Annotated in this window: 24 protein-coding genes; 10 read left to right on the top strand and 14 right to left on the bottom strand. The window is 68.3% G+C overall.

The features are described from left to right. Positions 1 to 11: 11 nt before the first annotated feature. The 3 genes from K6V06_RS14875 to K6V06_RS14865 are packed head-to-tail and all read right to left on the bottom strand — an operon-like array spanning position 12 to position 3161. Complete coding sequence (locus tag K6V06_RS14875) at positions 12 to 1163, bottom strand: metallophosphoesterase (RefSeq protein WP_222244671.1); 1152 nt, start codon at positions 1161 to 1163, stop codon at positions 12 to 14. A 53-nt stretch (positions 1164 to 1216) separates the two neighbouring features. Next, complete coding sequence (locus K6V06_RS14870) at positions 1217 to 2629, bottom strand: MATE family efflux transporter (RefSeq protein ID WP_222244669.1); 1413 nt, start codon at positions 2627 to 2629, stop codon at positions 1217 to 1219. Beyond that, entirely contained in the window at positions 2622 to 3161 is a 540-nt protein-coding gene (locus K6V06_RS14865) for a helix-turn-helix domain-containing protein (RefSeq protein WP_222244667.1), read from the bottom strand. Before K6V06_RS14865 ends, K6V06_RS14870 begins: the two co-directional genes overlap by 8 nt. Positions 3162 to 3456: 295 nt before the next feature. Between K6V06_RS14865 and K6V06_RS14860 the strand changes: the two genes are divergently transcribed. Continuing rightward, positions 3457 to 4209 carry a hypothetical protein gene (locus tag K6V06_RS14860; protein WP_222244785.1) on the top strand — a complete coding sequence of 251 codons (753 nt, stop codon included), beginning with the start codon at positions 3457 to 3459 and terminating at the stop codon, positions 4207 to 4209. A gap of 83 nt (positions 4210 to 4292) precedes the next feature. On the opposite strand, the gene K6V06_RS14855 is transcribed toward K6V06_RS14860, so the two are convergent. Then, the gene (locus tag K6V06_RS14855) at positions 4293 to 4742 is read right to left on the bottom strand and encodes an Lrp/AsnC family transcriptional regulator (RefSeq protein WP_222244665.1); all 450 of its coding nucleotides are present in this window, start codon (positions 4740 to 4742) and stop codon (positions 4293 to 4295) included. 200 nt (positions 4743 to 4942) lie between these two features. Between K6V06_RS14855 and K6V06_RS14850 the strand changes: the two genes are divergently transcribed. The 3 genes from K6V06_RS14850 to K6V06_RS14840 all read left to right on the top strand — a co-directional run bounded on the left by K6V06_RS14850 (position 4943) and on the right by K6V06_RS14840 (position 8165). Then, positions 4943 to 6118 (top strand): saccharopine dehydrogenase family protein, encoded by a 1176-nt coding sequence (locus tag K6V06_RS14850; protein WP_222244663.1) that lies wholly within the window; start codon positions 4943 to 4945, stop codon positions 6116 to 6118. 59 nt (positions 6119 to 6177) lie between these two features. Continuing rightward, the gene (locus tag K6V06_RS14845; RefSeq protein WP_370637477.1) at positions 6178 to 7686 is read left to right on the top strand and encodes an aldehyde dehydrogenase family protein; all 1509 of its coding nucleotides are present in this window, start codon (positions 6178 to 6180) and stop codon (positions 7684 to 7686) included. Positions 7687 to 7973: 287 nt separating this feature from the next. Further along, a complete protein-coding gene (locus K6V06_RS14840) occupies positions 7974 to 8165 on the top strand; it encodes a hypothetical protein (RefSeq protein WP_222244659.1) in 192 nt (63 codons plus the stop codon). A 262-nt stretch (positions 8166 to 8427) separates the two neighbouring features. On the opposite strand, the gene K6V06_RS14835 is transcribed toward K6V06_RS14840, so the two are convergent. The 6 genes from K6V06_RS14835 to hemA form a co-directional block, all read right to left on the bottom strand. Then, positions 8428 to 9036 carry a UbiX family flavin prenyltransferase gene (locus K6V06_RS14835; protein WP_370637474.1) on the bottom strand — a complete coding sequence of 203 codons (609 nt, stop codon included), beginning with the start codon at positions 9034 to 9036 and terminating at the stop codon, positions 8428 to 8430. A 36-nt stretch (positions 9037 to 9072) separates the two neighbouring features. Then, the gene (grxD, locus tag K6V06_RS14830) at positions 9073 to 9384 is read right to left on the bottom strand and encodes a Grx4 family monothiol glutaredoxin (protein WP_222244657.1); all 312 of its coding nucleotides are present in this window, start codon (positions 9382 to 9384) and stop codon (positions 9073 to 9075) included. A gap of 143 nt (positions 9385 to 9527) precedes the next feature. Beyond that, complete coding sequence (prmC, locus tag K6V06_RS14825; protein ID WP_222244655.1) at positions 9528 to 10436, bottom strand: peptide chain release factor N(5)-glutamine methyltransferase; 909 nt, start codon at positions 10434 to 10436, stop codon at positions 9528 to 9530. Between the two features lie 96 nt (positions 10437 to 10532). Next, positions 10533 to 10871: a hypothetical protein gene (locus K6V06_RS14820; RefSeq protein WP_222244654.1), complete on the bottom strand. Its 339-nt coding sequence runs from the start codon at positions 10869 to 10871 to the stop codon at positions 10533 to 10535. Between the two features lie 347 nt (positions 10872 to 11218). Further along, positions 11219 to 12301 (bottom strand): peptide chain release factor 1, encoded by a 1083-nt coding sequence (gene prfA / locus K6V06_RS14815; protein WP_222244651.1) that lies wholly within the window; start codon positions 12299 to 12301, stop codon positions 11219 to 11221. A 145-nt stretch (positions 12302 to 12446) separates the two neighbouring features. Beyond that, the gene (gene hemA, locus K6V06_RS14810; RefSeq protein ID WP_222244649.1) at positions 12447 to 13751 is read right to left on the bottom strand and encodes a glutamyl-tRNA reductase; all 1305 of its coding nucleotides are present in this window, start codon (positions 13749 to 13751) and stop codon (positions 12447 to 12449) included. Positions 13752 to 14156: 405 nt separating this feature from the next. Between hemA and K6V06_RS14805 the strand changes: the two genes are divergently transcribed. Next, on the top strand, positions 14157 to 14324 hold the full coding sequence (locus tag K6V06_RS14805; protein ID WP_255581864.1) for a hypothetical protein: 168 nt from the start codon (positions 14157 to 14159) through the stop codon (positions 14322 to 14324). Positions 14325 to 14341: 17 nt separating this feature from the next. Here K6V06_RS14805 and K6V06_RS14800 read toward each other — a convergent pair whose 3' ends face one another. Next, positions 14342 to 15121, bottom strand: a complete 780-nt coding sequence (locus K6V06_RS14800; RefSeq protein ID WP_222244645.1) for a 5'-methylthioadenosine/adenosylhomocysteine nucleosidase — start codon at positions 15119 to 15121, stop codon at positions 14342 to 14344. Positions 15122 to 15325: 204 nt separating this feature from the next. Between K6V06_RS14800 and K6V06_RS20880 the strand changes: the two genes are divergently transcribed. Next, the gene (locus K6V06_RS20880; RefSeq protein ID WP_222244643.1) at positions 15326 to 17524 is read left to right on the top strand and encodes a DUF4401 domain-containing protein; all 2199 of its coding nucleotides are present in this window, start codon (positions 15326 to 15328) and stop codon (positions 17522 to 17524) included. Further along, complete coding sequence (locus K6V06_RS14790; RefSeq protein WP_222244641.1) at positions 17521 to 18066, top strand: GDYXXLXY domain-containing protein; 546 nt, start codon at positions 17521 to 17523, stop codon at positions 18064 to 18066. The genes K6V06_RS20880 and K6V06_RS14790 overlap by 4 nt, the downstream gene beginning before the upstream one ends. Positions 18067 to 18084: 18 nt before the next feature. Here K6V06_RS14790 and K6V06_RS14785 read toward each other — a convergent pair whose 3' ends face one another. The 3 genes from K6V06_RS14785 to ychF form a co-directional block, all read right to left on the bottom strand. Next, positions 18085 to 18687 carry a hypothetical protein gene (locus K6V06_RS14785; RefSeq protein ID WP_222244639.1) on the bottom strand — a complete coding sequence of 201 codons (603 nt, stop codon included), beginning with the start codon at positions 18685 to 18687 and terminating at the stop codon, positions 18085 to 18087. A 131-nt stretch (positions 18688 to 18818) separates the two neighbouring features. Continuing rightward, the gene (locus K6V06_RS14780) at positions 18819 to 19868 is read right to left on the bottom strand and encodes a YhcG family protein (protein WP_222244637.1); all 1050 of its coding nucleotides are present in this window, start codon (positions 19866 to 19868) and stop codon (positions 18819 to 18821) included. A 254-nt stretch (positions 19869 to 20122) separates the two neighbouring features. Beyond that, entirely contained in the window at positions 20123 to 21214 is a 1092-nt protein-coding gene (gene ychF / locus K6V06_RS14775) for a redox-regulated ATPase YchF (RefSeq protein ID WP_222244635.1), read from the bottom strand. 158 nt (positions 21215 to 21372) lie between these two features. Between ychF and K6V06_RS14770 the strand changes: the two genes are divergently transcribed. The 3 genes from K6V06_RS14770 to K6V06_RS14760 all read left to right on the top strand — a co-directional run bounded on the left by K6V06_RS14770 (position 21373) and on the right by K6V06_RS14760 (position 24661). Further along, positions 21373 to 22674, top strand: a complete 1302-nt coding sequence (locus K6V06_RS14770) for a UbiH/UbiF family hydroxylase (RefSeq protein ID WP_222244633.1) — start codon at positions 21373 to 21375, stop codon at positions 22672 to 22674. A 144-nt stretch (positions 22675 to 22818) separates the two neighbouring features. Then, on the top strand, positions 22819 to 23508 hold the full coding sequence (locus K6V06_RS14765) for a DsbC family protein (RefSeq protein WP_222244783.1): 690 nt from the start codon (positions 22819 to 22821) through the stop codon (positions 23506 to 23508). Positions 23509 to 23671: 163 nt separating this feature from the next. Beyond that, positions 23672 to 24661, top strand: a complete 990-nt coding sequence (locus K6V06_RS14760; protein ID WP_222244631.1) for an MDR family oxidoreductase — start codon at positions 23672 to 23674, stop codon at positions 24659 to 24661. Positions 24662 to 24687: the final 26 nt, after the last annotated feature.

Genomic DNA, 24687 nt, shown 5'->3' with positions numbered 1-24687 from the left:
GCGGCAATTTGTTATCGCGCTGCGCCGGCTGGCTCTCGCGTGAGCCGGATCAGCGTGATCTCCGACGGCGCGCCGAAGCGCTTGGGCGGTCCCCAATACCCGGTGCCGCGGCTGACGTAGATCCACATGGTTTCGTGCCGGTGCAGCCCTGCAACGTAGGGCTGCTGCATCGGCACGAACAGGTTCCAGGGCCAGAACTGCCCGCCGTGGGTGTGTCCCGACAGTTGCAGGTCGAAGCCTGCCGCTGCAGCAGCCGGGGCGGAGCGCGGCTGGTGGGCGAGCAGGATGCGCACTGCCTCGGTGGCCGGCGCTCCGGCGATGGCCCGCTGCGGGTCGCTGCGATGGGTGGGATCGAAGCCGCCGGCGGTGAAGTCGGTGACGCCGGCCAGCACCAGCGTGGCCGCGCCGCGCTGTACCTTGACGTGCTCGTTGAGCAGCACGCGAAGCCCGAGCCGTCGCAGTTCGGCGATCCACGCCCTGGCCCCGGCGTAGTACTCGTGGTTGCCGGTGACGACGTAGACGCCGTGCCTGGCGCGCAGGTCCGCCAGCGGCGCGGTGTGCGGCTGCAACTCCGGTACCGATCCGTCCACCAGATCGCCGGTCAGCGCGATGGCGTCGGCGTGCAGGCCATTGACCCGCTCGACGATGCGTTGCAGGTAGCCTCGCTTGATGGTGGGGCCGACGTGGATGTCGCTGAGCTGCGCGATGGTGAAGCCGTCGAAGGCTGGCGGCAGATTGGCGATGGGCACGTCGACCCGAACCACGGGGGCGACGCGCCGCGCATTGTAGAGCCCGGCCAGCGTGACGGCGAGCGCCAGCCCCAGCGTGATCGCGGCGCTCCAGGCCTGGAGTTCGAGCGGGTACCAGCCGGCCAGCAGGCATACCAGCAGCACCAGCTCGCGGACGACCGACAGCACCAGCAGCGTGGAGAACAGGCCCATCGCGGTCATGCCGAGCCAGCTGACGCGATCCTTCCAGGGCCGCTCCAGCCGGCGCGAAATCAGCGCGGCGGGCATCGCCACGGTGGAGATCGCCAGCCAGAGGGCGATAGCGACCTTCCAGCCGAAGGCGACCGGCAGCGGTGGCAGCAGCCGCATGCCGATGGCCAGGTGAAGCAGGGCAACCAGCGCGGCGGCGGTGAGGATGGAGCGGCGAGGGGACATGGTGCTCCGACCGCCGCGGCGCCCGCGGGTTCTGTCCGGCATGTCCTGCGCGACTAGCGTCCGCTCCAGACGCCGGGGCGCACGCCCAGCGCCGTGACCACGCCATAGGCGGTGATGCCCAGCGCCACGCCAAGGAAATGCCCGTCCAGCCCCATGCCGGCGACGTTGGCCAGCAGCCATCCGCCACCGGCCGCGAGCGCGATGCGAGCGATGCCCGCCGCAATCGGCCAGCGCATCCGTGCCGCCCCCATCGAGGCGAAGTACAGTGCCATGCCCAGGCCAAAGCCGCCGAACGCGGGGCCGACCCAGGACAGCGCCTGCGTGGCGATGGCGGCGACCTCGGCGTCGCTGGTGAACCAGTTGGCAAAGCGCGCCGGCGTCAGGCCAACGGCCAGGCCGGCGCTGCCAGCGATGCCAAGCGCCAGCAGCCCGCCGACCCAAGCGGTGCGGCGCGCCGTCACCCAGTCGCCGCCGCCGACCGCTCGGCCGACCAGCGCGGTCAGCGCGGAGCCCACGCCGAACGCCAACGGAATCATCAGGAATTCAAGGCGCGCGGAGATGCCGTAGGCGGCCACCGCGGCAGTGCCGTATTGCCGCAGTTGGGCGGTGACCAGGATGGTGGCGAGGTTGGCGAGTGCCGCCAGTCCGCAGGCGATCAGCCCGACCGCCAGGATGCGCTGGAACAGGGCGGCATTGGGCCGGATGCGCAGCGTCGGCACGAAGCCTGCGCCGCCGCGCAGCACGACCGCCGCCATGGCCAGCGCCGCCGCCCACGACACCAGCGCGAGCGCGGCGCCGATGCCGGCAAGACCCATCCCGGCCGGCTCGGCCAGCGCCCACGAGGCGAAGGGGAAGGCCAGCCACATTACCCCGAGCACTTGCGCCGCCAGCGCGTGGCGCCCGCCGCCGCGCAGTACCGAGGCCAGCGTATTGGCGAGCCATGCCGGCACCGCGCCCGCGCCGAAGAGCCACAGCGCATAGGTGGCGGCCGCCGCCGCGGCTTCGTTGCCGCCGACCGCGCTCAGCACCGCGTGCGGGAATACGGCGAGCGCAAGGGCGAAGGCCAGGCCGGCGGCCAGCGCGATCAGCACGGCGTGGAGCACCAGCGCGGAGGCATCGTCGCGCTTGCCGGCGCCCAGTGCCCGTGCGATCGCCGAGGACACGCCGCCGCCCATCGCGCCGGCCGACATCTGCTGCAGCAGCAGTGCGAACGGCAGCACCACGGCCCAGCCGGCCAGCGCGGCTGTGCCTTGACGCGCCGCCAGCCAGGTTTCGACCAGCTGCGCTGCCGCCTGCAACAGCGCGATGGCGCTGGTGGGCGCCGCCAGCTTCAGGATGCCGCGCAGCAGGGTGGAGGTGGAAGCAGATGCGGCCACCGGCGCTGCGGTGGAGGCGGCGACCGGGGGCACGGAAGCGGCAGCGGGCCCGAGCGGCGCCGCTGCCGCTGCAATCTTGCCGTCAGACATGGCCGGTCTCCTTTGCGGGCGTGGTGTCGGCGCCGTCCAGGCGTGCGCTTTCGGCGCTGCCGTCGCCAAAGCGCCGGCGCAGCCGCTCCCCCGCACCCGGGCCCGGGGTCACCAGCAGGTCGTCGACGGTAATCGCACTGCCATCCGCGCGGGTCAGCGCAGGGCTGGCGATCTCGTCTCCGGTGACCGCATCGCGCAGTACAGTCAGCGGCCCGGTCGCATCGGTCATCCAGCGGTCCGCCCAGGCCTTGAGCGCGACGAAGGCCGGGAAAAAGTCGCGGCCCCGCTCGGTCAGCCGGTAGATATGGCGGGCGCCTTCCTCGGCCACCTTCTCGAACACGCCATGCTCGACCAGCGTCTTCAGGCGCGCGCTGAGGATGTTGGGCGCGATGCCGAGATTGCGCTGGAAGTCGTCGAAGCGCGTGCTGCCGTAATACGCCTCCCGCATCAGCAGGATGGTCCAGCGCTCGCCGAGCACGGCCATCGACCGCGCGATCGGACACGCCATGCTGGCGAAGTCGGTATGTCCCATGTCTCCCCTTTCACTCTCACTTTCACTTTCAATTTGCAAGTATTGTAGCTTGCAAATTGAAAGTAGGAGGGGCGGCATGATGTTGCCGCCTTCGGAGCGGCGTATAGTCGCGCTGCCAAGTGCGAACAGGCGGAGGGAGAGGGAAGGGTCCTCGGCGGGGATCACTTGGGGAACACCCGGTTCGCGCACCTCTCCAATGCCGGAGCTTTCAACAGGAGTCTCAATGCTTTCCAAGAATGCCGGCCGCGACACGATGCGGCCGACGCCGCAGGGGCGCCTCGTCCGTGCGGGTTTGATGGCGGCCACCCTGCTGGCACTGAGCGCCGCCGCCCATGCTGCCCCGGCGGCGCCGGCTTCCGGTGCAACCACGGGTAGCGCCGCGAACGGCGGGCCTTCCGCCCCGGCCGCCGCAAAGTCCAACGGCGCCGACGCCCTCGCTCCCCTGCTGGAGATGCTGACCATCGGCAATCCGTTGCCGCAACTGCCCGATTGCGCGGACACCCGCACGCCCGACGGCCGCGATGTGCGCGCCTTCTGCGTGGAGTTGCGCGGCGACGGCGTGATGCGCCAGATCGGCGTGCCGCGCGACCGGCGCCCCGCCTTCATGGACGGACCGCACGCGCTGGCGCTGGTGGACCGCAACGCGCTGGTGGGCGTGATCGTGCCAACCGACGGGCTGCGCAACGAGAACCGGGCGATGCAGGCGCTGACCGCGCGCTTCGGCGAACCCTTCCGCCAGGAGCGGGTGCCGATGCTGGACCGCAGCGGCAACAAGGTCGAGACGATTCACGCCGGCTGGAAGGCGCTACCGCTGACGGTGGAGCTGTATGCGATTCCGGACGACCCGAATACCGGCACCATCGAATTGCTGCTGCCCAAGGCGCGCGCGCTGATGGCGCAGCAGGACCAGGCCGTCGCCCAGCAGCTGGAGCCGGCCTCGGCCGCGCAGGGCAAGGCGGCCCCGCAGCAGAAGACGCCGCAACAGAAGGCGCCTCAACAGAAGGCGCCGGCAAAGCCGCCCGAGCCGGGCAAGCCGGGGAGCTGGTAAAGCCGGGGAGCGGGCAAGGGAGTCGGCTGGACAGGGAAGGACCCGGGCGGACCGCGAGGGCCGCCGTGTCCCCGGGTTGCGTCCTATCCCGCCGCCCGCCGGCGATCGATCTTGCGCGCCAGCACGATGCTGGTGCTGGTCTGATTGACCCCATCGAGCGCACCAATTTCATCGAGCAGCGCATCCAGCCGGCTGTGCGATTCGCAGCGGATCACGGCCATGTAGTCGACCGCGCCGCTGACCGAACTGAGTTCGACGATCTCGGGAAAGCGCTGCAGCGCCCGCAGCACCGCCGGCGCGGTCTTGGGCTGCACCGACAGCCCGCAAAACGCCAGCAGGGCGTTGTCCTCCATCTGCTGCCCGAGCCGCACGCCATAACCGGCAATGACGCCGGTTCTCTCCAGCCGCGCGATCCGCGCCACCACCGTCGTGCGCGCGATGCCCAGCTTGCGGGCGAGGTTGGCCGCGCTTTCTCGGGCGTTGGCCTGCAGCAGGGACAGCAGGTGGCGGTCGGTGTTATCGAGAGGGTCCATCGCGGGGACAGGTGTGAAGGGAGGGTGGCAGGCGAACAAGGCGCGCGTCGCGCTAGCAAAACGTCGGCATTCCACGTCAGAACGACGCAGAGTGACGCCTTATCGTCGAACTTATAGCTTCATTCCGACAGGGACGCAAACCATACTTCAGACCGACGCCGCCGTCCGATGCGGCGCAGAACAACGGTCTGGAGTTCATCATGCGTACCGAGCCTATCCTTGCCACCCTCGCCGGCCTGTCCTCCGCGAGCCTCTTCCCAGTCACCGTGCTCGGCGCCGGCAGGATTGGCCGCGCGATCGCCGGCATGCTGGCCGCGACCGGCGACTATGCGGTGACCATTGCCGATCGCGATGGCAGTGCGCTTGCCGGTCTTCCCGACAACGTGCGGGCGATCGCCACCGACGCCGCCGATCCCGGCGCCTGTGCGCAACTGCTCGCCGGAGCGGGGGCGGTGCTCAACGCGCTGCCGTTCCATGTCGCCGTCCCGGTGGCCACCGTTGCCGCCGACATGGGTGTGCACTATTTCGACTTGACCGAGGACGTTGGCTCGACACGCGCCATCCGGGCGCTCGCCGCCGACGCGCGCTCCGTGCTGATGCCGCAGTGCGGGCTCGCGCCCGGCTTCATCGGCGTGGTCGGCCACGCGCTGGCCAGGCGCTTTCTGGATGCGGGGGGCGAGCTGCGCGCGTTGCGCATGCGCGTCGGCGCGCTGCCCCGTTACCCCAGCAATGCACTTAAATACAACCTGACGTGGAGTACCGAGGGGCTGATCAACGAGTACTGCAACCCCTGCGAGGCCATCATCGATGGGCGCCGCGTCGAGGTGCCGGCGCTCGAGGGGCTGGAGCACTTCGCCCTGGACGGCGTGGAGTACGAGGCGTTCCACACGTCCGGGGGCCTGGGCACGTTGCCGGAAACGCTGGCCGGGCGCGCGCGGCAGGTCGACTACAAGTCGATCCGCTATCCGGGGCATAACGCGGTGATGAAGCTGTTGCTGGACGATCTGCGCCTGCGCGAGCGGCGCGACTGGCTGCGCGAGCTGTTTGACAGCGCCATCCCGCAGACCGGGCAGGACGTGGTGGTGGTGTTCGCTACCGCCACCGGGCGGCTGCCGGATCGGCACGGTCGCCCGGGACCGCTGGTGGAAGAGGCGTTTTCGGCGCGGATCGGCGGCGTGGGAACAGGCGCGGGGCATCTGAATGCGATCCAGCTGACCACCGCCGCCGGCATCTGCACCGCACTCGATATGGTGGTGGCGGGGCAGCTGCCGCAGTCCGGCTTCGTGCATCAGGAACAGATGCGGCTGGACGCCTTTCTCGCCAACCGCTTCGGCCGGCACTACACCTGCCACCCGCTACAGGAGGCCATGGTATGAACGCAAACGGGACAGCGCAGCCAGGAGTCAGGGGTGCGGTGCGGGCCTGCTGGGAGTCGATGGGGCTGGAGCCGCCGTGGCAGGACGCCGACGAGGTCGGCGGACACGCAGCCGGGCGGGAGCCGGCGGTGCTGCCCGCACGCTCGCCAATCGACGGCCTCGCATTCGGGCAGTTGCCGGTGCACGGCGCCGCCGAGATCGACGAGCGCATCCGCCGCGCGCACGAAGCGCAGGCCGGCTGGGCCATGGTGCCCGCCCCGGTGAGGGGCCAGGTGGTGCGGCAACTCGGCGACGCGCTGCGGCGACATCGCGAGGCGCTAGGGCGGCTGGTGTCGCTGGAATCGGGCAAGATCCTGCAGGAAGGGCTGGGCGAAGTGCAGGAAATGATCGACATCTGCGACTTCGCGGTCGGCCTGTCGCGCCAGCTGCACGGGTTGACGATAGCCAGCGAGCGGCCGCGCCATGTCATGCGCGAGGTCTGGCATCCCTATGGCGTCTGCGGGGTCATTACCGCGTTCAACTTCCCGGTGGCGGTATGGGCGTGGAACGCCGCGCTGGCGCTGGTCTGTGGCAATGCGGTGGTGTGGAAGCCATCGGAGAAGACGCCCCTGTGTGCGCTGGCGGTGCAGGGGCTGCTCGACCGCGTGCTTGCCGAGGCCGCGCCGGACCATGCCGACATCGCCACGGTGGTATGCGGCGGACGGGAGGCCGGCGAACGGCTGGTGGCGCACCGCGCCGTGCGGCTGGTCAGCGCGACCGGCTCGACGCGAATGGGACGAGGGGTTGCCACCGCCTGCGCGGCAACCTTCAAGCGCAACATCCTGGAGCTTGGCGGCAACAACGCGGCCATCGTGACGCCATCGGCCAACCTCGGACTGGCGCTGCGGGCAATGACGTTCGCCGCGGCAGGGACGGCCGGGCAGCGCTGCACGACGCTGCGGCGCGCCTTCGTCCATGTCGATCATTTCGAGACGGTGCGGGACCGGCTTGCCAGCGTGTTCGCCGGGCTGCCGGTCGGTAATCCGCTGGAGGACGGCACGCTGGTCGGGCCGTTGATCGACCATGTGGCGGGCGACGCGATGGCCAACGCGCTGGCCAGTTGCCGGGCGCAGGGCAATCGCGTGATCGGCGGCGAGCGGCTGCTGGCCGAGCGCTATCCGCGCGCCTGCTATATGCGCCCGGCGCTGGTGGTCACCGACGAGCAGCACGACACCATGCTGACCGAGACCTTCGCGCCGATCCTGTATCTGATGCCCTACACCTCGCTGGACGAGGCGATTGCACTGAACAACGGCGCCGCGCACGGGTTGTCCTCCTGCATCTTCACCGAATCGCTGCGTGAGGCCGAAACGTTCCTGTCCTCGGCCGGCAGCGACTGCGGCATCGCCAACGTCAATATCGGCACCAGCGGCGCGGAGATCGGCGGCGCGTTCGGCGGGGAGAAGGATACGGGCGGGGGCCGGGAGTCTGGCTCGGATGCCTGGAAAGCCTATATGCGGCGGGCAACCAATACCATCAACTATGGCGACGCGCTGCCGCTCGCGCAGGGCGTCCGGTTCCAGTGGTAGGGATGCCTTCGGCCGCTTTGTAGGGAACCGTAACGTGCCTTACATGGGCCTGACCCCGTATTACAGCCCCGCCCCGTATAAAGCGTGCATCTACAATGGTTTTGAAACAGAGGCCGACATGCGCGCGTTGACGATGGGGCTGTTACTGGCAGGGGCGGCAGCCTTGGGCGGCTGCGCCGTCTATCCGGCGTCCTACGAGCCGGTCTATACCGTGCCGCCGCCGGCCTATGTCGGCCCACCGGTGGTGGTGGCACCGCGGCCGTATTACTACGGGCCGCCGCCGATCTATGGCGGCATCTATTTTCGCGGGGGATCGGGCGACCATCATCACCATGGCTGGCACGGTGGGCATCACCGGGGGCATCATCACGGCGCGCATGGCAGGGGCCATGGACGCGGCCACGGTCATGGGCCGGGGAGGGGGCATGGAGGGCATGGCCGAGGTCACGGCCGCTGAGCTGGTCGGTAGTTCCTGCTGAACAGCCGGGTTCGGCATACTGCTGGAGCCGAGCGTGAGCCCCTGATCCCCTGACCCCCTGACCCTCTCCCCGGCCCCTCTCCCGCAAGCGGGCGAGGGGAGCAAACCGGCAGCGCTTGAGTCTCGTCGGTGTTCCCCTTTCTCGCGAGAGGCAAGGGGCGCGAACCGGCAACGCACCCGGATTCCTTCGGTGTTCCCCCTCTCCCGCTTGCGGGAGAGAGCCGGGGAGAGGGCATTCCGGCGCCGATGCAGCACGCCCGCAATCAAACCTGCCCGTTCAATCCCGCCCAGCTCGGCGCCAGGGTTTGCGGCACGTCGATCAGATCGAGCACCCGCCCGACCGTGTGGTCGACCAGTTCCGCGATGGTGGCCGGCTTCTGATAGAAACCGGGCACCGGTGGAAAGACGATGCCGCCCATCTCGGTAACGGCCGTCATATTGCGCAAATGCGCCAGGTTCAGCGGCGTCTCGCGCACCATCAGCACCAGCCGACGCCGCTCCTTGAGGATGACATCCGCCGCGCGCGTGATCAGGTTGTCCGACAGGCCGTTGGCGACAGCGGCAAGGGTGCGCATCGAGCAGGGCGCCACCACCATCGCTTCGGCGCGGAACGATCCGCTCGCGATGGTGGCGCCGATATCGCGCACGTTGTGCACGACGTCGCCGAGCGCCTCGGTGTCGGCCTTGCCCAGGCCGAGTTCATGCTGGACGTTCATCATGCCGGCCGGCGAGACCAGCAGATGCGTTTCGACCCCGGGCGCGGCGCGCAGCACCTGCGCCAGCCGCACGCCGTAGATCGCGCCAGTGGCGCCGGTAATCGCGACGATCACCCGGCGCGGGGAGGCCGGCGCGTTCACGGTCGAAGCAGCCACGGCAGAGGAGCGGGAGCGGTCAGGGCCGGACCCGGATCAGCTCTTGAGCAGGGTCTGCAGTTCGCCGCTCTGGTACATCTCCATCATGATGTCCGAGCCGCCGACGAATTCGCCGTTGACATAGAGCTGCGGGATGGTCGGCCAGTTGGCGTATTCCTTGATGCCCTGGCGGATGCCGTCGTCTTCCAGCACATTGACGGTGGTCGGCGCATCGACGCCGCACGCCTTGAGGATCTGGATGGCGCGGCCCGAGAAGCCGCACATCGGGAACTGCGCGGTTCCCTTCATGAACAGCACGACGGGATGGCCCTTGACGATCTGGTCGATCTTTTGCTGGACGTCGCTCATGGTTCTTGTATTCCGGATAACGTTGAGGTGCCGCCTGGGCCGGGCATCGCACGGCGCCGGGCGGCATCGAGAAAGGGCGAGCGCAGCCTGGTCGGAAGCCGCGCCGGAGAATGCGGTGATTTTACCGGAATCGGCCCGCCGCTTCAGGACAGCGCCCGTGGGGCTTCAGCCGGCGCCCGCCCGCCGGTGCAGCGCTCGTTGTCGCCCAGATCGCGCTCGGTGAAGACCGCCTCGAAGCCGGCCGTCGCAAGCAGCTCGCGCGCCGCCGCGCCCTGGTCGTGGCCGTGCTCCAGCAGCAGCCATCCTCCGGCCTCCAGGCGGGACAAGGCGCCCGCGGCGATGGTGCGCAGGTCGGTCAGGCCATCGGCATGGTCCGTCAGCGCATCGACCGGTTCGAAGCGCAGGTCGCCCTGGCCCAGATGCGGGTCGCCGGCGGCGATATAGGGCGGGTTGCTGACGATCAGATCGAAGCGCTGCGCCGGCACGGCGCCATACCAGTCCGACAGCAGGAACGACACCTGCGCGCCCAGCTGTCCGGCGTTCTCGCGGGCGATCTCCAGCGCGGCCGGGGAGATGTCGGTTGCCCAGACCAGGGCATCCGGCCGCTCGCACGCCAGCGTGATGGCGAGGATGCCCGAGCCCGTGCCCAGGTCCAGCACGCGCGGCGCGTGGCGGCCTTCGAGGCAAGCCAGCGCCCGCTGCACCACCACTTCCGTATCGGGCCGCGGAATCAGCACGCCGGGACCGACGCGGAACGGTCGCCCATAGAACTCGCGCTCGCCGGTCAGGTAGGCCATTGGCTCGCCCGCCAGGCGCCGGCGGACGAGGTCCGTCAGCCGTTGCTGCTGGCCGTGGTCCAGCACATCGGCGTCGCGAGTAATCAGCTGCGTGCGCGTCAACCCGGTGACCAGACCCACCAGCATCCTCGCCTCGAGGACCGGCAGCCCGGCGCCGGCCACCCATCGCAGGGCGTCGCGCACGGTCAGGGTCGGGTTGCCGGCGAGCGGATCGGAGTCGGGCAGGGCAGGTGGATTGACAGGATGCTGGGTCATGCGGATGCATTGGAAAACCGCCCCGCGAGGCACGGGCCGGGCGGGGCGGTTCGGGTGCGGACAGGGTACTGCATCCTGGCCGGGCAGGACGCGAAATTACCTGGCGTTGGCGTCGCTGGCAGCGGTGGTCTCGTCCTTGGTGCGGGCGTCATCGACGGCGTTGCGCGTAGCGTCCTTCGCTTCGCCGTATGCCTCGACGGCCTTGTCCTTGGTACGGGACGCAGCGTCGCCAACATCGGCGGCGACATTGCCCGCCGCGTCCTTGGCGGCGCTCGCTGCCGAGCGGGCGGCAGCCGCGGCATCGCTGGCCGCGGCCCTGGCGGATTCTGCCGCCTGGTCCATCGCCTTGTCGGCGCTGGTTTCAGGGGCTTCTTCCTTCTTGCTGCAGGCCGTCATGGCAACCGTCAACATCAGCATGGCGAGCAGTTTCTTCATCGTTTCGCTCCTCAGGTCGAATGGAATAATCGGAGATCGCTGGATTGGCGCCGGCCTTGATATTGACGTTCTGAGCGCGGCCCGATATCCGCTGCCACCATTATTGCGCCACCACAAAATGCGGCGAAATCGGCGCGATGGATGAGCGGCATGCCTCGCCACCGGGCCGGCGCAAGGGCGCTTTTCGGCGTCTCGGGCTGCGGCCGATTATATCCGTCTCGCAGGGACCGGCTACTGCTGTTGCATGCATTTACATGCGATAGCCCGATTTTGTAAGAGGAATGCGGACACCGCCGAAAATAACCGCGGCGGCATTTTGCCCGCGCCTCCGCCAGTCGGTTTCCCGTTCAGCTGTCGTCGCCCAGCGCCGCCAGCTGGTCCGCCTGGTGCTCGGCCGACAGCGCGCCGATCAGTTCCTCCAGATCGCCGTCCATGATCATGTCGATCTTGTACAGCGTCAGGTTGATGCGGTGATCGGTGACCCGGCCTTGCGGGAAGTTGTAGGTACGGATGCGGTCGCTGCGGTCGCCCGAGCCGATCAGGTTGCGCCGCGTGGTCGCTTCCTTCGCCTGCGCCGCGCGCAGCTGCATGTCCTTCAGGCGAGCCGCCAGCACCTTCATCGCCTTGTCCTTGTTGCGATGCTGGCTGCGGTCGTCCTGGCATTCGACCACGATGCCGGTGGGAAGATGGGTCAGCCGCACCGCGGAGTCGGTCTTGTTGATGTGCTGGCCGCCCGCGCCTGACGCGCGGAAGGTATCGACGCGCAGGTCGGACGGGTTGATCTCGATCTCGGTGAGTTCGTCGGCTTCCGGCATTACCGCGACTGTGCACGCCGAGGTGTGGATGCGGCCCTGCGCTTCGGTGGCGGGGACCCGCTGCACGCGGTGGCCGCCGCTTTCGAACTTCAGGCGCGAGAAGGCAGCCGCGCCGGCAATCCGTACGATCACCTCCTTGTAGCCGCCCAGGTCCGACGGCGACTCGCTCATGACCTCGACCTGCCAGCGCTGCCGTTCGGCGTAGCGGGTGTACATGCGCAGCAGATCGGCGGCGAACAGCGCGCTTTCCTCACCGCCGGTGCCGGCGCGGATTTCGAGGATCAGGTTGCGCTCGTCGTTGGGGTCGCGCGGCAGCAGCAGCGTCTGCAGGCTCGCCTCCAGCTCGGTCAGCTGCTGCTGGGCCGCGCCGATCTCGTCGGCGGCGAAGGCCTTCATTTCCGGATCGTCGAGCAGCGCCTGCGCCGTCGCCAGATCCTCCTGGGCCTGCCGGTAGCGGCCGTACTGCTCCGCTACCGGAGACAACTCGGCATGCTCGCGGGTGAGCTTGCGGTACTGGTCCATGTCCGCGGTCGCATCCTCGCGGGCGAGCAGGGCATTGACTTCATCGAGTCGCTCGGCCAGTTGGTCGAGCTTGGCAAGCATGCTGGCTTTCATCGGAATTCGCGGTTGGAAAGCCGGGCCGGACGAGGCGGCCAGCGGCGTATGACGGGAGGCAAGGCGGAAAGGCTGGGCGCCGGCGGGTGGGCGCAGCGGCGCGGCGCAAGGCGGCACGGGATGGGCCGCCGCGCCGCGCGGTTCGCTAGCGTTCGGAGTGGCTGCTGTGCCGGAACATCGCCGGCACCAGCCGCAGCAGGGCTTCGCGGTCCTCGCCCTGGGTGTGGTTCAGCGCGTGGGTCGGACCATGCAGAAATTTGCGCGTCAAGGCGCCGGACAGCGCTTCGAGTACCGCTTCCGGATCGTCGCCGCGCGCCAGCATCTTGCGCGCGCGCTCCAGCTCGGCCAGGCGCATGGCCTCGCCGCTGGCCTGCAGGTCGCGGATCACCGGCACCACGCTGCGCGTTTCGAGCCAGTGCATGAAATGCTGCACCCGCGTCTCGATGATGGCCTCGGCCTGCGCGACCGCGGCCTGGCGCATCGCGTTGCCCTCGCGCACGATCGCGCCGAGGTCATCGACGGTATAGAGAAAGACGTCGTCCAGGCGCGCGACTTCGGGCTCCACATCGCGCGGCACGGCCAGGTCGACCATCATGATCGGCCGGTGCTTGCGCTGCTTGACAGCCCGCTCCACGGCGCCCAGCCCGATGATGGGCAGCGAGCTGGCCGTCGACGACACCACGATGTCGAACTCGTGCAGCCGGGAATTAAGGTCCGCCAGCCGGATCGCCTCGGTCTGCAGGCCTTGCGCGGCCAGTTGCTCGGCGAGCTTCTCGCCGCGCTCGATGGTGCGGTTGGCCACCACCATCTGGCGCGGGCTCTGCGCGGCGAAGTGCGTGGCGCACAGCTCGATCATCTCGCCGGCGCCGATGAACAGCACGCGCTGATCGGCGATGCTCTCGAAGATGCGCTGGCCCAGGCGTACGGCGGCGGCGGCCATCGATACCGAATGCGCGCCGATCTCGGTCTGGCCCCGCACTTCCTTGGCGACGGCGAAGGTGCGCTGGAAAAGCTGGTTCAGGTAGGTGCCGAGCGCGCCGGCTTCGCCGGCGGTGCGCACCGCGTCCTTCATCTGGCCCAGGATCTGGGTTTCGCCCAGCACCATCGAATCGAGGCCGCTGGCGACGCGGAAGGCGTGGCGCACGGCCTCGGACTGCGGCAACGCGTACAGGTGCGGCGCGAGTTCGCCAGCCGGGATGTTGTGATGCTGCGCGAGCCAGCGCAGCGTGTGCTCGAAGCCCTCGGAGCCGGACAGCACCAGATCGGTGGCGCAGTAGATTTCGGTCCGGTTGCAGGTCGACAGGATCGCGGCTTCCGTCCCGCGCGACCCGGCCAGATGCGCACGCAATCCGGCCAGGGCAGGCTTGACCTGCTCCAGCGGAAACGCCACCCGTTCTCGCAGCGAGACGGGCGCCGTGGTGTGATTGATGCCGATGGCGAGCAGTTGCATGATGGGGACGTTCTTCGGTTCGACCTTCCGGGCCGGAACCGGAGCGCCTGCGCTTGCGCGGCCAGGCGCGCTGCCCGCCGTGGATTGCGCCGCTGGCAGCGAACGAGATTATACCGCCCGGGCGCGATCCTTGCGTTGGGGCGCGCGCCACACTCTGGACCGCCTGTCTCTCCTTCCTATGGCCGGACCATCCACTTTTGGGCTATGGTATCGGCCGCCGACGCCCCGTCGCCCGTGGCGGGGAATCGGTCGGGGAAGGGCGAAGTGCCGCATGCGGCATCGGTCGATCAGAAAAGAGAGCGGAGAGGGAGCGAAAGCGCGATGCTCGGAACGTTCGTGGTAGGGCTGGCAGTCGGAGCCGCCTCCAGAGCATTGCATCCGGCTGGCCGCGTGCCGAGCCTGGCCATGGCGCTGCTGCTGGGCGGCGTCGGCGCGCTGGGCGGGTTCTACCTTGGGCGCGCCTTCGGCGTCTTCACGGATGGGAAGATGATGGGCTGGGTCGCGTCGATCCTCTGCGCCGCATTGCTGGCCGGTGTCGGTGGCATTGTCGGCAGAGTGCGTGCGGGCCGCTGAAGGTTCGCCGCTGCCGCTCATCGCGACTGGCGCGCTCGGTCCTCGAGAAAGCGCCGCAATATGCCCTCAGAATACCGGCTTGCCACCTCGGCGAGAAACGCCGGGAAGTCCACATGGGCGGTATCGTCCGCCCGGTCGGACACCGTTCGCACCAATCCATACGGCACGCCGTATTCGTGGCAGACCTGCGCCACGGCGGCGCCCTCCATTTCCACCGCGAGCAGCTGCGGCAGCCGCTCGCGCAATTCCGCCACGGTCATCGGCGCGTTGATGAACTGGTCGCCGCTGGCGATCAGCCCCTGGTGCAGCCGCGGAGCGTCGACGGCGAAACGATGTCGTACCTGCGCCGGCACGGCTCGCTCGAGGTCCTGCGACAGGAAGCGGTCGGACGCACGGTGCAGCGCTTCGGTCAGCTCGGGGTCGGCGGCAAAGTCGGCATGGCCGAGCAGCGGCACCTCGTGGCGAGGGAAGAGCGGCCGTGCATCGAGGTCATGCTGCAGGGACGAGCCGGCGACCACGACGTCTCCGACCCGGACATCGGCGCCGACGCCGCCGGCCAGGCCGGTGAAGACGATCTCGGTCACGCCAAATTCGCGAATCAGGGTGACGGTCGTGGCGGCCGCGGCGACCTTGCCGATGCGCGCCAGCACCAGCACGCAGGGCTGGCCGTAGAGTTCGCCCGCGTAATAGTCGCGCATGCCGATCCGGCGCACCGTCGCGCGCGCGTCCTGATGCCGCATCGCGGCAATCAGGTCGTCCACTTCATCATGCATCGCGGCGAGGATGCCCAGGGTCATGATCGGTAACGGCGCTGCGGCGCCGGACTGGCGGGTTGGCGAAGGCGCCAGCATACGCGATGGCGCTGCCCGCGGGCTGTCGTCCGGCTCCGGGACGATTTTGAGACGGCGCGCATGGTGCGATGCCGCCCGGGTTTGCTACAGTGCGCGAGCGTCCACCCGGGGCGCCTTCAACATCCATTCGAATTCACACTTCGCGCCGTCATGCCGCTGCGTCATTTTGCCATCGACTTCCGCGCCGACGATGCCGTGCGACACGCGCTGGCCGGCTGGCGCGCCGAAGGCCGCGCGACAGAGGAGGCCGTGGCGCCCCTGTGGGATGCCACCGAACCCGCCCCGGCGCATTGGCACCGCTGGCTCGTACGCGCGCTGCTGATCCTGGGCGTCGCGCTGCTGGCTGCCGGCGTGATCGTCTTCCTTGCCTTCAACTGGCAGGCGATGCACCGTTTCGCCCGCTTTGCGCTGGTCGCCGCGCTGCTCGCCGTGCTGGCGGGCGTGGCCTGGCAACGGTCCAGCCCAGATCTTGTCGTGCAGGCCGCGCTGTGGGGGGCCCAATTGATGACCGGTGCGTTGCTCGCGGTGATCGGGCAGGTTTATCAGACCGGGGCCGACCCCTGGCAACTGTTCGCAGTGTGGGCGGCGCTGTCCGTGCCATGGGCGATGGCGGCCGGGGCCGCCCCGCACTGGTGGATGGTGGTGGTGCTGGTCAACCTTGCGCTGCTGCGCTGGTTCGGCGTGCGGCTGGGCGCCGACACGCCGCCGGAGCTGCTGTTTGGCGTGCCCGGTGGCAAGCGGGCTGCGCTCATCCTGCTGGCGGCAACCGTTGGACAACTGGTTACCTGGCTGCTGCTGCAGGCGCGCTGCCCGCAGCTGGGTCTGCGCGGGCAGACCGGTCCTCGCATGCTGGCCGTGCTCGTCTGCGTCCATGCAATCTGGCTCGGCCTGCATACCCTCTTCGCGACAGATGCGGATCTGCCCGCGCTTGCCCTCTTCCTTTCCCTTTCCCTGGCAGCGCCGCTGCTGCTGGCATGGTGGTTCCGCTCGCGCGGGGCGGACCTCTTCGTACCGAGCGTGTCCGCATTGGCCGTCATCACCTTGATCGTCGCGGCGGTCGGCCGGCTGATGGCCGAAGCCAATACGGGCTCGGAGATCTTCCTGCTGCTCGGCGTACTGACGGTGATGCTGGCGGCTGCGGCGGCCAGCTGGCTGAAGCGGATGGTGGTGGCGCAGCGGGCGGTGCAGGGCGACGTGCCGGATCGGCAGAAGCATCGCGATCCGATCGCGGCGGCCGTCACCCGCGCGTGGCACGCTGTCCGCACCTCCAGGGGCGGCACCTCCAACCAACCGCCGTCGGGACCGCCGTGGGCGATCCGCATGCTCACGGGCGCAGCGGGCTGGCTCGGCGGCCTGTTCTTCCAGGTGTTTCTGCTCGGCACCGTCTTTGTCGCGCTGCGGGAGAGCCCGGGCGTCATGCTCGGCTGCGGCGTGGTGCTGATCGCAATCGCGACGGTGCTGTATCGGCGCGGCCGGCAGCGCCCCGGCATACAGGCGTTTGCGCTGGCGACCAGCATGATAGGACAGGCGCTTGCCGTCTATGCCGCGGCCGATCTCCTTGGCGGCGACGAGGCCGTCGAAAGCGTGGTGTTCTGGATCGGACTGGCCTTGGTGGAAGCGGCCTTGTATCTGCTGGTGACCGACCGGCTGCACCGGCTGCTTTGCGCAATGGCGGCATGCGGGGGCATCACCCTGGCGCTGGCCGTGGCAATCGCGCGAGGCGAGCCCGACCGCTGGCAGGGCGCGGCATGGGCGTTGGCGCTGATGTCGCCCTTGACCTGCGTGCTCTGCGCGATGTTCTGCCGTGTCGAAGCCCGCTTGGCTCGGCAGGGCCGCCAGCCGCGACTTGAGCCCGGCGCCGACGCGCTGCTGCTCTCCGGCCTGGTGGCCGGGCTGCTGCTGACCGGCATCGGTCATCCGTTGCGTGGCCCGCTCGAGCCGCACGGCGATATCGGGCCGGCGCTCTGGATCGGCGGCTGCGCACTGGCGCTGGTGCTCGCCGGATTTTGCTGGATCGAGGCGGCCCGCCTGCGGCTGCCGCGCGGTCAGCGAATCGGCATGACGCTGCTTGTGACGGCGGGAGCGGCGTTGCTTGCCGGCGCCCCGGGCGTACTGGCCGGCGTACTCGCCTTCGCGATGGCCTTGCGACGGTCCTCGGTCGCCTGGCTGGCCTATGCCCTGCCCAGCATCGGCGCCGGCTTTCTCTGGTACTACAGCGCGCTGCACTGGACGCTGGCCGCCAAGTCGGCAACGCTGGTTGCCGCGGGCGTCATGGTGCTGGCCGGCTGGCGCTGGCTGGTTCGGCGTGGTGCGGTGCTGCCCGAGGGCAAGCTGGAGCAGGCGCGATGAACCGGACGCGCGCATGGATCGCCGCGGCACTGCTGCTCACGCTCGCGGTTGGCGGCTTCGGCATCGTTTCGAAGGAGCGTCTGCTCGCCACCGGGCAACCGATGCTGCTGCGTCTGGCTCCGGTCGATCCACGCTCGCTGATGCAAGGCGACTATATGGCGCTGCGCTTTGCCATCGGCGAGCCGATCCTTCAGGCTCTGCATGCGGAGGGCGAGGGCGCGCCCGGTGACAGTCCACGCATCGCGGTGGTGCGGCTGGAGCAGAACGGCGAAGCGGTGTTCGTGCGGCTGCATCGCGGCGAGCCGCTGGCCGAGGGGGAGCGGCTGCTGCGGTTCCAGATCGTGAACGCCGGCTGGCCGGGCGGCAGGGTACAGGTGTCGACCGATGCCTGGTTTTTCCAGGAGGGCCACGCCCAGCGCTATGAAGCGGCCCGCTATGGCGAGTTCCGTGTCAGCGGCAGCGGGGAAGCCTTGCTGGTGGGGATGCGGGACGAACAAGGAAAGCCGATGGGGGCGGAGGGCTCCGGTGGCCAACTGGACTGACCTTCGCTCCAACAAGCCCTATTGATCGCGTTGCAGATCTTCCAGCAGCTTGCGGCGCTCGCTGCGCTTGCGTACCTGTTCGGTATCCACCTTGCAGGCGTGCAGTTCGAGCCGGTCCTCGGTCCTTGTCAACAGGAAGCGCCGACGAGCGCCCACCGGGAGATCTTCGGAGCCGTAGGTCCCAAGCACCACCACGGTAATTGCCTGGATGCGCTCGGAGCGGCTGTCCGCCTCCTGTAGTGCATGCCCCATCAGCCGCTGGAACGAGCCAATGTCGCGGATGCCACCCGGCTGCAGTGGCCCCTGCCGGGTCCGCTCCAGCGGTCGCGACAGCCCTTCGCTATCGGCGTCCTGGATATTCGTGGCCGACCGGACCACGGTGCCGTCCGACGTTTCCAACGTGACGAACACGCTCAACACGTAGACCGGCCCCGAGCTCATATTGGTCAGGAAACAGCTGGAGGCCAGCCCGTCCCCCGGTCCTCGCGTGATCAGCAGGGTCGCGCGCAACTGCCGTCGGTAGCTATGAACGAATACCTGCAGGTAAATGACCCAGACCAGCAGGGTGCCGACGCTGGTGAGCGCGGAAATCAACTGGCTGTGGTCGGTAATCCATTGCAAAGGGTTCTCCGGGCTTCGTTTGTCACACCCTTGTAGCGACTGGTTCGCGTCCGGAAGGTTCGCGCCACATGACAGCCTCCACGCCATCTCGCTCGGCCGGCGAGGCGTCGTCAAGCATCAGGGCAAGAAGCCTACTGCGCGACTCCCCGGTCGCGGCCTTCGTCCATCTCGCCGGCCAGCTCCGCTTCTATCTCTTCGATGCTCGGCAGGTTTTGAGCCAGCGGTTCCTGGAGGTTCTGCAGTAGCTGGAACTCTGCGACGCCTATGGGCTTGTCTATCCCATTCACCGCGTACTGGGCCACGAGCCGGTTCTGTTTCCGGCACAGCAGAAGCCCGATGGTGGGTTTATCGTCTGGCGCTCGCACCTGATCATCGACGACAGACAGATAGAAGTTCAACTGGCCTATGTGCTCGGGCTTGAACGCGCCGGCTTTTAGCTCGACGACCACATAGCACTTCAGGCGCGTGTGATAGAACAGCAAATCGATGAAAAACTCGTCGCCGCCCACATCCAACCGGAATTGGCGGCCAACGAAGGCGAAACCCGCGCCCAATTCCAGCAGGAAACGAGTGATATGGCGGATCAGGGCGTTTTCGATGTCCCGCTCGTGAGCATCATCCGCGAGCCCGAGGAAGTCGAACAGGTACGGGTCCTTCAGCGTTTCGTGGGCAAGCGCCGAATCCGGCGCAGGAAGCCGCAACTGAAAATTGCTGATGGCTCCCCCCTGACGCTCATGAAGCCGGTTCTGTATGTGGCGCTCCAGCGCCAGACGCGACCAACCGTGCGTTACAGCTTCCACTGCGTACCACTCACGCTGCTCTCGCGGGAGTTTGGTCAGCAGGGTGACGATGTGGAACCAGGGCAATTGGTCAGCGGCCTGCTGACCGAATCGGGCGTCGGGGCAGTGCTCTGCGAAGTAGCGCATGTACTTCAGATTGCTGCCCGAAAAACCTTTCATGTCGGGGAAGGCGGCTTTAAGGTCGCGCGCAACCCGCTCAATGACTTTCGATCCCCAGCGTTGCCGTGTCTGCCGCTCGAGGATGTCCCGCCCGATCTCGTGGTATAGCCGGACGAGTTCCGCATTGACGGCCAAGGCCGCGCGGCTGCGAGCAGCACTGATACGGTTCTTCAGCGCTTCGAGCCAATCGATGTAGTCGTTGAGAACAAGATCAGAGGCCATGCTTCAAACGCTCAGGGGTCCAGTTACGGCCTTGGGACGTGCGCTGCCTCGGATACCGACATAGCGGCCGGCTTGATCTGTTGCTACTCCGGCGCAGCGTGCCGCCTCTCCGTCCGTCCCTCGAAAGACGTCGCGATAAGCGAGGGCTACTACTTTGATGCGCTACAACGCCGGGCGAGATCAGGATGACCGGTATTGGCTCGGGATGACGGCCATCCCTTGCTCTCGTCTGCGTCTGCGGACGACCCACAGGATCAAACGTTGAACAAGAAGTTCATCACATCCCCATCCTTCACCACATACTCCTTGCCCTCCGCGCGCATCTTGCCCGCTTCCTTCGCGCCCTGTTCCCCCTTGAAGGCAACAAAGTCCTCGAAAGCGATCGTCTGCGCGCGGATGAAGCCGCGTTCGAAGTCGGTGTGAATCACGCCCGCGGCCTTCGGCGCGGTGTCGCCCACGTGAATGGTCCACGCGCGCACTTCCTTCACACCAGCGGTGAAATACGTTTGCAGCCCCAGCAGCTTGAAGCCGGCGCGAATCACGCGGTCCAGGCCCGGCTCTTCCATGCCCAGGTCAGCCAGGAACACGGCCTTGTCCTCGTCTTCCAGGTCGGCGATCTCGGCCTCGATGGCGGCGCAGACGGCGACAACCGGCGACTTGGTCTGCTCGGCGTACGCGCGCACCGCATCCAGATGCGGGTTGTTCTCGAAGCCGTCCTCGCGCACGTTGGCAACGTACATGGTCGGCTTGGCGGTGATCAGGCAGAACGGGCGCAGCGCGTCCCATTCTTCCGGCGCCAGGTCGAGGGTGCGGACGGCCTTGGCCTGGTCGAGCACGCCCTGGGCCTTTTCCAGCACGCTGACCAGCCGCTGCGCTTCCTTGTCACCGGCGCGGGCCGGCTTGACGTAGCGGGCCAGCGCCTTTTCGACGGTGGCGAGGTCGGCCAGTGCGAGTTCAGTATTGATCACCTCGATGTCGGACAGCGGGTCTACCTTGCCGGCGACGTGGATGACGTTCGGGTCCTCGAAGCAGCGCACCACGTGGGTGATGGCGTCCGTTTCCCGGATATTGGCCAGGAACTGGTTGCCCAGGCCTTCGCCCTTGGAAGCGCCCGCGACCAGCCCGGCGATATCGACGAATTCGACGGTCGCCGGCAGCACGCGCTCCGGTTTCACGATCTCGGCGAGCGCGTTGAGCCTCGGATCCGGCACTTCAACGACGCCCACATTGGGTTCGATGGTGCAGAACGGATAGTTTTCGGCGGCGATGCCGGCCTTGGTCAGGGCATTGAACAGCGTGGACTTGCCGACGTTGGGCAGGCCGACGATGCCGCATTTGAGGCTCATGGTGTCAGGCGTTGGATAGCAAAGCACGTATTCTAGCGGATGGACAGCCGGCTGCCGGAGCTGGCGACGCCGCGGAAACGGGCACGGCGGGCAGTAGGGAAGCCGGCCACACGGTGCGACATCAAGGCCGCGCCGCCCCCGCTGGCTATAATCGCCACATGACCCCAGCCACTGTGTCCGCACGGACGTCTCCCTCCCGCTACCAGATCGCCGTGGTCGGTGGCGGCATTGTCGGAAAGACCTGCGCGCTGCTGCTCGGCCAGCAGGGGATGCAGGTGGCGCTGATCGCCCCGCCTGCCAATGGCGCGCTGGCCCCCGGCGGCGCCGCGCTGGCGCCCCAGCCCGAAGGCCAGTGGGACAGCCGCATCTATGCCTTCTCGGTAAGCTCGCAGCAGTTGCTGTCGCAACTGCGGATCTGGGAGGCGCTGGACCCGGCCCGGGTGCAGCCGGTGCGCGACATGCGGATTTTCGGCGACGACACCGCCGCGTCGCCCTCGGCGGGGCTCAAGGGCGATCTGCATTTTTCGTCGTACGCGGCCGCGGTGCCGCAGCTTGCCTGGATCGTCGAATCGGGCCACGTCGAGCGCGTGCTCGACACCGCGTTGCGCTTCCAGCAGCAGGTTCACCGCCATGAGGTGGCGGCGACCGGCTTCGAGCGGGACGCCGAGGGCGTGACGCTGACGCTGGCGGACGGCTCGCGCGTGCGCGCGAACTGCGTGGTCGGCGCGGACGGGGCGCGTTCGTGGGTCCGCCACCAGAGCCATATCTGCGTGACCACGCGCCGCTACCGGCAGCTTGGCGTGGTCGCCAATTTCGCCACGGAGCTGCCGCACCACGACACGGCATGGCAGTGGTTCCTGGGCACGCCGGCCAAGCTGATGGCGGACGAGGAGCCGTGCACCGGTGAGGTGCTGGCGATGCTGCCGCTGCCGGGCAATCTGGTGTCGATGGTGTGGTCGGCAGACGAGGCGCACGGGCGCGATCTGCTGGCGCTCGATCCGCAGGCGCTTGCGCAAGCGGCGATGGACGCGGCCAGTGGCGCCGTAGGCCGCCAGTTCGGTCGGCTGCGCTGCATCACGCCGGCGCAGGGTTTCCCGCTGATGCTGCAGCATGCCGATTGCATGGCGCAGCCGCATGTGGTGCTGGTCGGCGACGCGGCGCACGTGGTGCACCCGCTGGCGGGACAGGGTATGAACCTGGGCCTGCGGGACGTTGCGGAACTCGGCCGGGTGATGGCCGCCAAAGAGTCGTTCCGCCAGGAGGGCGACCTGCGCCTGCTGCGCCGTTACGAGCGCGCGCGAGCGGCGGATCTGCTGTCGTTGACGGCAGCGACCGATGGCCTGCACCGGCTCTTTTCGCTGCAGGGCTCGGCTGCGCGCTTCGTGCGCAATACCGGACTGCGTGCCGTGGGCGCGCAGTCGATGCTCAAGCGTTTCCTGATCGGGCGCGCGCTCGGCTGACCCGCAGGGTCCGCGCCTTGTGGACCGGCGTCCGCGCATCAACGTAATTTCGGAGAACCCATGCTGCAAATCCCGGGGCGGCCCGCTCCAAAGGCCCACCACTCGTCCGCTTCCCGCCCCCTGCGCGCGCTGCTGGCCGCGCTGATGCTCGCCACCGTGACCGCGGCTGTCGCGGCGCCGGACCCGGCGGCCGAGCGCATCAAGTCGTCGGTGCAAAAGATGGTCGGCGCGCGCGCGGAAGTCAAAAGCGTGGAAAAGACCCCGATCGCCGGCCTGTACGAGGTCAATATCGGCGGGCAGCTCGTCTATGCCGACGCGAGCGGGCGCTACATCCTGAATGGCGAGCTGGTCGATACGCAGGGCGGCGTCAGCCTGACCGAACAGCGGCTGGCCGAGATCAACCGCATCAAATGGTCGGACCTGCCGCTGTCGCAGGCGATCAAATGGACCAAGGGCAACGGCAGCCGGCAGATCGCGGTGTTCTCGGATCCGAACTGCGGCTACTGCAAGCGGATCGAGCAGACCTTCGAGCAGATGGACAACATTACCGTGTACACCTTCCTGTACCCGGTGCTGTCGCCGGACTCGGAAGTCAAGTCGCGCCAGGTCTGGTGCGCGTCGGACCGCACCAAGGCATGGCGCGACTGGATGCTGTCGAAGTCGACCCTGTCGGGCAACGCCAACTGCAAGACGCCGCTGGAGAAGAATGTCGCGCTGGGCCGCAGCCTGAACGTGACCGGCACGCCGGCGGTGTTCTTCACCGACGGCAGCCGCATTCCGGGCGCGGCCGATGCGGCCACGCTGGAGAGCAAGCTGGCCAGCCTGAAGAAGTAAAGCAGTCGTCCACGCGAAAGCGGGGACCCAGTGCCTGCCAAGACGCTGGATTCCCGCTTTCGCGGGAACGACGGGTTGGTTGTTCAAGCTTCGTTCGCAATCCGACCTTGCGCGCCCTCCGCTGCGCGCCAGTTGCCGCACACCACAATCAAAGGAGACATGCATGACCTTCCGGGCCTTGTTGTTGACACAGAACGATGGCGCGACGCAGGCGCAGGTTGCCGATCTGGATGAGGACCAGTTGCCAGCCGAGGGCGACGTGCTCGTCGCGGTCGAGTATTCGACCGTCAACTACAAGGACGGGCTGGCCATCACCGGCCGCGCGCCGGTGGTGCGCAAGTGGCCGATGGTGGCCGGCATCGATGGCGCCGGCACCGTGCTGGCGTCGTCGCACCCGCGCTGGAAGGCGGGCGACAAGGTGGTGCTGAACGGCTACGGCGTTGGGGAGACGCATTGGGGCTGCCTGTCGCAGCGGGCACGCCTGAAGGGCGACTGGCTGGTGGCGCTGCCGGACGGTTTTTCGACGCGGGATGCCATGGCGATCGGCACTGCCGGCTATACCGCCATGCTGTCGGTTCTGGCGCTGGAGCGGGCGGGACTGACGCCCGACGACGGCGAGGTGCTGGTCACTGGCGCCTCCGGTGGCGTGGGGTCCGTTGCCATCGCGCTGCTGGGCAAGCTGGGCTACCGCGTGGTTGCCTCCACTGGCAAGACGGCGGAGGCGGATTTCCTGAAGGCGCTGGGCGCTGCGGAAATCATCGATCGCAACACCTTGTCCTCGCCGGGCAAGCCGCTGCAGAAGGAACGCTTTGCCGCGGTGGTCGATTCCGTTGGCTCGCATACGCTGGTCAATGCCTGCGCACAGGTGCGCTACGGTGGACTGATCACCGCCTGCGGGCTGGCGCAGGGGATGGATTTTCCGGCGAACATGGCGCCGTTCATCCTGCGCGGCGTGACGCTCCTTGGCATCGATAGCGTGATGGCGCCGATGGCACGGCGGGAGCAGGCATGGCAGCGGCTGGCGCAGGATCTGGCGCCGGACCGGCTGGCGGCGCTGACGAGCGAGATCGGGCTTGGGGACGCGATTGCAGCCGGGCAGCGGATCATGGAAGGAGGAGTGCGAGGGCGGGTGGTGGTGGATGTGAACCGCTGAGTCGCTGACGGTTAGGGGGGCAGTGC

The sequence above is a fragment of the Cupriavidus sp. AU9028 genome, from assembly GCF_019795295.1.
Classification (GTDB): domain Bacteria; phylum Pseudomonadota; class Gammaproteobacteria; order Burkholderiales; family Burkholderiaceae; genus Cupriavidus.
The sequence above is the reverse complement of the archived record's forward strand: the minus strand, read 5'-3'. Positions and strand labels throughout refer to the sequence as shown.